The organism is uncultured Campylobacter sp. (assembly GCF_938045345.1).
Taxonomy (GTDB): domain Bacteria; phylum Campylobacterota; class Campylobacteria; order Campylobacterales; family Campylobacteraceae; genus Campylobacter_B.
In genome coordinates, this window is sequence record NZ_CALIMS010000027.1 from 1 (window position 1) to 7,488 (window position 7,488).

Here is a 7,488-nt window from a genome sequence, read left to right on the forward strand (position 1 = left end):
TTTGCAGGCAGATTTTAGGCTCGCCCTTTACGGCGTGGATATTGCCCGCCTCATCAATGTTTACGCTAAAGCCCTGAGAGCGCGCAAAATCCGCCAAAAACTCCCTCATCTGCTCCGTTTCGCAGCTGCAGTGAGGAATTTCGCATAGCCTCTTAAAATCGTTCATAACCTCGTTTTCTTGCATGTTTGCTCCTTTTGAATTTATTATATCCGCGCGTTATTGCGACACGCCCGTTGAATTTAAAAGCAACCGCACTCGCTTAAGCGCTTGCGAAATTCTGTTAAATTTAAACGCGATCGCGCCGACATAGCGCTTCCGCAAAATACGCGCAGATTTCAATCGCGCTAGTTTACGCTGCAGGCAAGCCGCGCAAAATGAAATTTTATGCAAAGTCGCATGAATTTTACCGAAATTTAGCAAGAATTTTATTTAAAATTTAGTCAGAATTTTGCCGGGGATTTTTATTTTACGATTACGCCTTCATAGCCCGTTTTAGCGATTGCCTCAAGCATCGCGGTCTCGTTTGCATAATCCTTTGCCGCGACGGTCGCGGTTTTGCTCTGCTGTGAAACCTTCGCGCTTATCACGCCTGGTGTTTGCAAAAGCGCCTTTCGCACGATCGCGGTGCAGAGCGGGCAGTGGATTTTTTCCACGTAAATTTTAACCTCTTTGTCGGCAAAAAGCGCCGTAAATCCAAGCATCAAAAACAAAATTTTACGCATAAAGCCCTCCTAAAATTTCGGGATATGTAAGCATAAAGGCAAGCAAGGCTCCTAAGAGCACGTAGATCAGAATCCATTTTTTGCGCCCGCTTTGCAGCGAGCATGTGCGCGGTCTTTTGAAAAAGAAAAACGCGGAAAGCGCGAAGCAAAAAAGCGCTAGCACAGAGAGTGGCGCGCGGTAACCTTCCAGCGCCTCTGCGCCTGAAAAAATGGAAAAGCTCGCGCCGAAAATCAAAAATAAAAGCGCGGGTAGGCAACAAAACGTCGTGGCAATCGCGCTAAAAATCGCGGCGAATATCAGCCATAGACTGCGCGTGCTGAAGCGATTTTTGCCAGGATATTCTCGCTTTTGCGTCAAGGTTTCTTGCGCGGAATTTTCTAGTTCGGTTTTCAAATTTTGCCTTTAAGTATAATCTTAATAATCTTGTCGCGCCTTAGCCGGCTTTTGGCGCGGAATTTTATCTGCAAATTTTAAATTTAAATTTCACCCTTTTAAGCATCGTATGCTAGTCATTTATCGCTGAATGCGGCTATAAACCGACCGCGGCATTGCGCGGTGTCGCATAAAATAAATTTGCCAGTCCGCGGTGAGCCATGAAATCAAAGGCGTAAATGTTCGCGCGCTCGTTCTTGATCTGCGTGAAATAAAAGCCGTCGAAATGAACCAAAGCTTTAGCGGCTAAATCCTGCACCGTCATTTCGTAATGGAATTAAATTTAGCAAATTCTATCACGACATAAACGCGACGTTGCTGCTCGTAATCTCGTAGCGAAATTAAATTTAGCTGCAGCCTCTGACTTTATGACCTTTGGCTACGCTTTAAATTTTACCGCTAAAGCCCGTTTTTGCCGCGTTGCGGTAGAAATCGATCTGATCTTTTTTGATGATGCGGATGTAGTCGGTGCTGCCGGGATGGCCGCTTTGAAAGCCCGCCGTCATCACGTAGGTGCCGCCTTCTTCGATGAGCCCGCGCTGCAGAGCCTCGTTTATGATACGTGCTAGCAGCGAATTGATGCTCGTTTTTTCCTTAACCATCGCTGGATTTACGCCCCACACGAGACTTAGCGCGTGCGCGGTCTGCTCGTCGTGTGCGATTGCGATGACGTCGATTTTGGCGCGGTTGCGTGCGAGTTTGATCGCCGAGCGCCCCGAGCCCGTGATCGAAAGTATCGCGCCCGCGCTCAGTCTTGCGGCGAGCGCTGCGGTGCTTGAGGTGATCATATCGGTCTCGTCGTAGAAATCGTAATCGTTAAATTTATCGTAAGGATAGATCTTTTCGGTCTCGCGGATCGTCTCGCTCATCGCGGCGACCACGGCTGCGGGGTTTTTGCCGATGGCGCTTTCCTCGCTTAGCATCACGGCGTCGGTGCCGTCGAGCACGGCGTTTGCGACGTCGCTGATCTCGGCTCTGGTGGCGCGCTCGTGCTCGGTCATGCTAAGCATCATCTGCGTGGCGGTGATGACGGGCTTTGAGCGGGCGTTGGCTAACGCTATGATGCGCTTTTGGATGCGCGGGATCTCATAAAACGGCATCTCGATGCCCAGATCTCCGCGCGCGACCATTATACCGTCGCTTGCTTCGATGATCTGCTCTATATTTTCGACCGCGTCGAATTTCTCGATCTTGGCGTAAATTTTAGCTTTTGAGCCTAGCGAGTTTAAAATTTCGCGCACGCGCAGGATGTCGTTTTGAGACTGCACGAAGGAGATGCCTACGAAATTTACGCCGTGCGCCGCGCCCCAGCGCAGATCCTCGAGGTCTTTTTGCGTGATGACGTCGATATTTAGGCGGGTGTTTGGAAAGTTCACCCCCTTATTCGAGCTTAAAAAGCCGTCGTTTTCGAGCACCGCTCGCACGCCTTGCTCGCTTACCGCGACTACCTTGGCGCGGATCGAGCCGTCGTAGAGGTAGATAAACTCGCCCGTCTTCATCAGCGGCAAAATTTCAGGGTGGTTGATACACAGCTCGTATTCGCCATCAGCGATCTTTTTGCCGATGACTTCGCGAGGAAGGAAGGTGATTTTATCGCCCGTTTTTAATTTAAAATTTTCCTCTAGTTTGCCGACGCGGATCTTTGGGCCGCTGATGTCCTGAAAGACGCCTATTCGTACGCCCAGGCTCTTTTCTACGGCGCGAATTTTGTTTAAATTTACCTCGTGATACTCGTGCGTGCCGTGGCTGAAGTTCATCCTAAAGGCGTTGCAGCCCGCCTTTACCATCGCGCTCATCATCTCTTCGCCATCGCTTGCGGGCCCGATGGTCGCTAGGATTTTGGTTTTTTTAAGCATCTTTTCTCCTTTAAATTTAAAATTTATCGCCGCATTAGGCGAAATTTTGCGCAAAATTTTGAAATTTCTAAATTTTAAAATTCGTTAGACGAAGGAATTTTAAAATTTTATGGTGCGTGAGAATTTTAGAATTCTACGGCATGGTGAAATTTTAAAATTTCATAGCTTGCAGTGCAGGTTAAATTCTAAAAATTCGCGTTTGAATGAAATTTTAAAACTCTCTATATACGTGAAGCGCGAGCAAAATTCTAAAATCCTCGCCGAAGTAAAATTTTAAAATTCTTGCCCGAGCGAAATTTAAAAATTCCTCTTTATCGCATCATTTCCGCGTCAAATTTTGTATCATCAAAGCTCACTCCCAAATATTCGCAGGCACTTTTTGCGTCGCGAAGTGCGTTGCCTAAGCAGCTCGTAGCGCCGGGGCTTGGGGTCATATTAAAGATAATCCCTGGATTTTCGCCTATTCTAGCTTCGCCTAAAAGCAGCTTTTTTTGCGAGTGTGAGATTACTTGTGGGCGCACGCCGCCAAAGCCCTTGGCATAATAAATATCCTCCTCGCGGATGCTAGGTATGATCTTGCGCGCATTTTTGACGAAAAGCTTTTTACCTAAAATCGGTATCTCAAAGCCTATATTGCGGATTAAGAAGTCCCTTACCTCGCTATCGCCAAAATTTTGCCAAATAACCTTGGCTACGTCCATGTCAAAATTTAATGATTGAAAAAATTCCGGCACCGAACGACAGCCCTTGTAGCGCTCGAGCTTCGGCATCGTAAGCGCGGTAGGGCCAAATCTCGTGCAGCCGCCTGCGAGCAAATCCGGATCGCCGTGAAGCGCGGCAAATGGAAGCTTTGGGTTTTGCATCATGTAAACCTTGCCATTTAGAAGCTTTTGCTTGGTTAGATAGAAGCTGCCCGCGATGCAGATCGTGCTAAGATCCTGCCCCAGCCCCATTTTGTGCGCTAGCCACAGCGAGTGGGCGCCAGCATCTACGACTACGAAATCAGCGCTTAGCGAGAGTCTATTTGCGGTGCGGATATAGAACTTATCGCCTACTTTAGTGATGTTTTGCACTTCGGTGTTGAGGTACAGATCGCAGGTTTTGCCCTCCACGTTTTTAGCGTTTTGCACGAAGGAATTCGCCATCGCGCCGTAATCGATCGTCGTGTAAACTCCCGATTGTACGCCCATCGCGATGATATCCTCCGCTCGCTCCTCGCCGCGCCCGTCAAAAACTAGCTTGGGCTCGATTTTTTTGAGCTCTTCCTTGTCGAAAAGCTGCAAATACGGATAAAGCTCTTTAAATTTCTCAAAGCGCTCTTTAATTAGCTCTACCTCACTTTCGCCCACGCCAAGAGCCATTTTCTGCCCCTGAAATAAAAATTTATTCTCATATCCGTGCTTTTGGCAATATTTCACGATCATATCCGCCTTGCGCTTGACTTCGGTCGCTTTTTGCAGGTCGTAGTTGGTCTCGATGTCGCCGCAATGAATCGTCTGGGAATTTGCACTGGCTTTAGAATTTAGTGTCGCAAGCCCTTCGTATTTTTCAAGTAGAGCGATATTTTTGATTCCGCTAAATTCCGCCAGTACATATGCTAGCGCGCTGCCCGTGATACCGCCGCCTATGATGATTACTTCGTAATGTTTTTCTTGCATGCCCTTTCCTTATCGAATTTGGCTGCAATTGTGCGAAAATTTCGCTTAAAAGCTAGTTATAAAAGCGTGAATTTAGATGATTTTATATAAAATTCGCACCATTTCATTTTGGGAGTAGTATATGAAAAAATCGATTCTTGTCGGATTAAGTTTGATTATAGCCACGTCGCTGTGGGGCGCAGATAAGAAAGTTTATCGCCTTAAGCTAGCTCAGACTTACGAGCTTAGTATGCCTATCGTAGGCGATGTCGCCAAGCGGATGGCAGATCTTGCAGATAGTATGTCTGATGGCAGGCTGAAAATCAGCATCGACGCGCCTAGCAAACATAAAGCACCTTTTGCGATCTATGATATGGTCAAAAACGGACAATACGATTTAGGCTATACTGCGAGCTACTATTATAAAGGTAAAAATAGCGCAAATATGCTGTTCACGACCGTGCCTTTTGGTATGACGAAAGACGAACAGCACGCTTGGTATTACTTCGGCGGAGGCAAGGAGCTAGCCGATAAATTCTATGCTAAAAGCAATCTAAAGGTTTTTAATATCCTAAATAGCGGTATGCAGATGGGTGGTTGGTTTAAAAAAGAGATTAATACGCTAGATGATCTAAAAGGGCTTAAATTTAGAATTCCAAGCTTTGGCGGGGAGGTTATGAGCCGCCTTGGCGTCGCAGTCGCTACGATACCGGTAGGTGAGCTATATATGGCGCTAGAGATGGGTACTATCGATGCGGTCGAGTGGGCAAGTCCTAGCTTTGATATACCTCTAGGCTTTCACAAGGTCGCAAATTACTATTATACGGGATGGCAAGAACCCGCTAGCGAGCAGCAGATAGTGATAAATCTACAAACTTGGCAGAAGCTTCCTAAGGATTTGCAAAATATCCTGGAAGCCTCTATCGCAAAGGCGCGCGAATACGCAGAAAACGAGACGTTTTATAAAAACGTAATAATTTGGGACGAGATCAAAAAGAAATATCCGAACGTTCAGATTCGCTCTTTTTCGCCTGAAATTATGCGTGCGCTTCGCAAGGCGACGGATGAAATTTTAGCCGAAGAAAGCGAGAAAAATCCCGATTTCAAAGAGATTTGGGAGAGCCAAAAGGCGTTTTTAGCTAAAGCTAGAACGTGGACGAAGATGGGCGATTTTACATATATCGAAAAAACGGGCGACGTTGAAGCCGAGCAGAATTTCACCGCTTCAGTGAAAAAAATCTCTGTTCCTGAGCCCGTAAATAGCGCAGCCAGCGAGATAAATGCAAGCACTGCCGCCCCAAAAAACGAGGATAATCAGACGAAATAGTGCTTCGCTTTTAAGTTACGCATAAAAACCTAGCATCAAGTCAAGAAGCGGCTTAAATTCGGTCGCTAATTTAGTAGATTTAGGCGAAGTGTATTGCAGCTGCGTAGCTCGGAGTATCTTTAAAATTTTAATTTATGAAAGCAGCGATAAAATTTTATCGCTGCTTTAGCATTTAAGTTAAGGCGCGTAATTCGAATCACTGCGTTTAAAGCCTAGTTTAAAAGCCGCTCGGTCGCCGCCGCACAAGGCTAGAATTTTAGAAAGCTTTAAGCCTCCTCCTTTTGTCTTATTCTTTTATCTCTTATGTTATTTAATCTTGATATTTTGCCGTGCTTGCTTGCGGGTGACATTAAGCGAGAGAGAGAATTTAATCTTGCTTTTTCATTTCGCGTAGTTAGCGGGGGAGCTTCGGCGAAGCGTGCTAATCTGCGATTTTAAATCGGTAACATTCATAAATTCCACATTTTAAAATTTTAATGTTTTTGTCTTGCCGATATCGCTTTTAAATGAAATTTGCTTCGGGGGTTTTCTTGCTAAATAAAAGCGGCAAACTTCAAATAAAATGGCAAAATTTTAAAATCTACACGCTTAAACATCACAAGTAGGGAGAATTTAAAATTTTGTCTTTCGGAGATTAAGTAAAAAGCGCGTTAGAAAAAATTTTGTAGGTCAAATTTCATTTTAAGCGATTGCAGATTTAAAGCTTGTATGCAAATACTTTTAAAGCCTGCTCTAGTTAGAATTTATCACTAGACTAGACGGGCTCAGCCTTGGAATTTCACTGCGCCAATTTTAAAATTTTGCGCGAGCTGGGCTTAAAATTTTAAAATTCGATTCTACCTGTGAAAACTCTTAAATTCACGGCTTAGAATTTTGATGCAGAATTTTGCTGCAACGCTACTTTTGGGCGCGCGATAAAATTACATGGCATGCAAAGCCGCGTAGAATATTGAGCTAGGCACGCTGCTGCAAGCCTAGCGAATGTCGTAAGCTAAAAAGGCGCTACTGCAAAGCGTAAATCCTATTTCAAAGCTCTAAAAAGCTCCACGCCGTCAAGCTGCTCCCACGGGTATTCGTCGTTTCCGACCTGTCCGCGTGCGGCGACGTCGGCGTAGAGAAAGCTTCCTTTACCCGGGCGATCAAGGCCGAATTTATCGATGATCCAGCGCGGCGTGAGCGGGAATTTTTCAAGCACGAAAGCAGATAGCTCATCGTCGCTCGCTGCGCCTAAATTCGTCCCCATGCAATCGACGCTGACGCTGACGGGCTTTGCGACGCCGATTGCGTAGCTGAGCTGGACGATGCATTTTTTCGCAAGCCCCGCCGCGACGATGTTTTTGGCGATATAACGCGCCGCATAAAGCCCGCTGCGATCGACTTTGGTATAGTCCTTACTGCTTTGAGCGCCGCCACCTATCGGGCTGTAGCCGCCGAAGCTATCGACGATCAGTTTGCGTCCCGTTAGGCCGCTGTCGTGAAGCGAGCTGTGATTTACGTAGCGGCCGGTCGGGT

General features: G+C 46.3%; 7 protein-coding genes and 1 pseudogene. 2 read left to right on the plus strand and 6 right to left on the minus strand.

Features of this window, described 5'->3' with window-relative positions; genetic code table 11:
- From Q0144_RS05690 to pyk, 4 genes and pseudogenes are all read right to left on the minus strand, one after another.
- Positions 1–184: pseudogene (locus Q0144_RS05690) on the minus strand (aminoacyl-histidine dipeptidase); the annotation flags it as partial.
- A gap of 278 nt (positions 185–462) precedes the next feature.
- Positions 463–723 (minus strand): heavy metal-associated domain-containing protein, encoded by a 261-nt coding sequence (locus Q0144_RS05695; RefSeq protein ID WP_298062493.1) that lies wholly within the window; start codon positions 721–723, stop codon positions 463–465.
- The gene (locus tag Q0144_RS05700) at positions 716–1,117 is read right to left on the minus strand and encodes an aryl sulfotransferase (RefSeq protein ID WP_298062495.1); all 402 of its coding nucleotides are present in this window, start codon (positions 1,115–1,117) and stop codon (positions 716–718) included. Before Q0144_RS05700 ends, Q0144_RS05695 begins: the two co-directional genes overlap by 8 nt.
- 425 nt (positions 1,118–1,542) lie before the next feature.
- Positions 1,543–3,012 carry a pyruvate kinase gene (pyk, locus tag Q0144_RS05705; RefSeq protein ID WP_298062496.1) on the minus strand — a complete coding sequence of 490 codons (1,470 nt, stop codon included), beginning with the start codon at positions 3,010–3,012 and terminating at the stop codon, positions 1,543–1,545.
- A gap of 109 nt (positions 3,013–3,121) precedes the next feature.
- On the opposite strand from pyk, the gene Q0144_RS05710 reads away from it, so the two are divergent.
- On the plus strand, positions 3,122–3,289 hold the full coding sequence (locus Q0144_RS05710) for a hypothetical protein (RefSeq protein WP_298062498.1): 168 nt from the start codon (positions 3,122–3,124) through the stop codon (positions 3,287–3,289).
- A gap of 34 nt (positions 3,290–3,323) precedes the next feature.
- Here Q0144_RS05710 and Q0144_RS05715 read toward each other — a convergent pair whose 3' ends face one another.
- On the minus strand, positions 3,324–4,670 hold the full coding sequence (locus Q0144_RS05715; protein ID WP_298062500.1) for an FAD-dependent oxidoreductase: 1,347 nt from the start codon (positions 4,668–4,670) through the stop codon (positions 3,324–3,326).
- A 121-nt stretch (positions 4,671–4,791) separates the two neighbouring features.
- Here Q0144_RS05715 and dctP point away from each other — a divergent pair, with 121 nt between their 5' ends.
- Positions 4,792–5,976: a TRAP transporter substrate-binding protein DctP gene (gene dctP, locus Q0144_RS05720; protein WP_005871786.1), complete on the plus strand. Its 1,185-nt coding sequence runs from the start codon at positions 4,792–4,794 to the stop codon at positions 5,974–5,976.
- Positions 5,977–6,997: 1,021 nt separating this feature from the next.
- On the opposite strand, the gene Q0144_RS05725 is transcribed toward dctP, so the two are convergent.
- Positions 6,998–7,488: methionine adenosyltransferase domain-containing protein (locus tag Q0144_RS05725; RefSeq protein ID WP_298062501.1), on the minus strand; the 491-nt coding region annotated here is incomplete at its 5' end.

Coding starts and splice junctions, on each gene's coding strand:
- Q0144_RS05695 (WP_298062493.1), bottom strand. CDS start 723: ATGCGTAAAATTTTGTTTTTGATGCTTGGATTTACGGCGCTTTTTGCC.
- pyk (WP_298062496.1), bottom strand. CDS start 3,012: ATGCTTAAAAAAACCAAAATCCTAGCGACCATCGGGCCCGCAAGCGAT.
- Q0144_RS05710 (WP_298062498.1), top strand. CDS start 3,122: ATGGTGCGTGAGAATTTTAGAATTCTACGGCATGGTGAAATTTTAAAA.
- Q0144_RS05715 (WP_298062500.1), bottom strand. CDS start 4,670: ATGCAAGAAAAACATTACGAAGTAATCATCATAGGCGGCGGTATCACG.
- dctP (WP_005871786.1), top strand. CDS start 4,792: ATGAAAAAATCGATTCTTGTCGGATTAAGTTTGATTATAGCCACGTCG.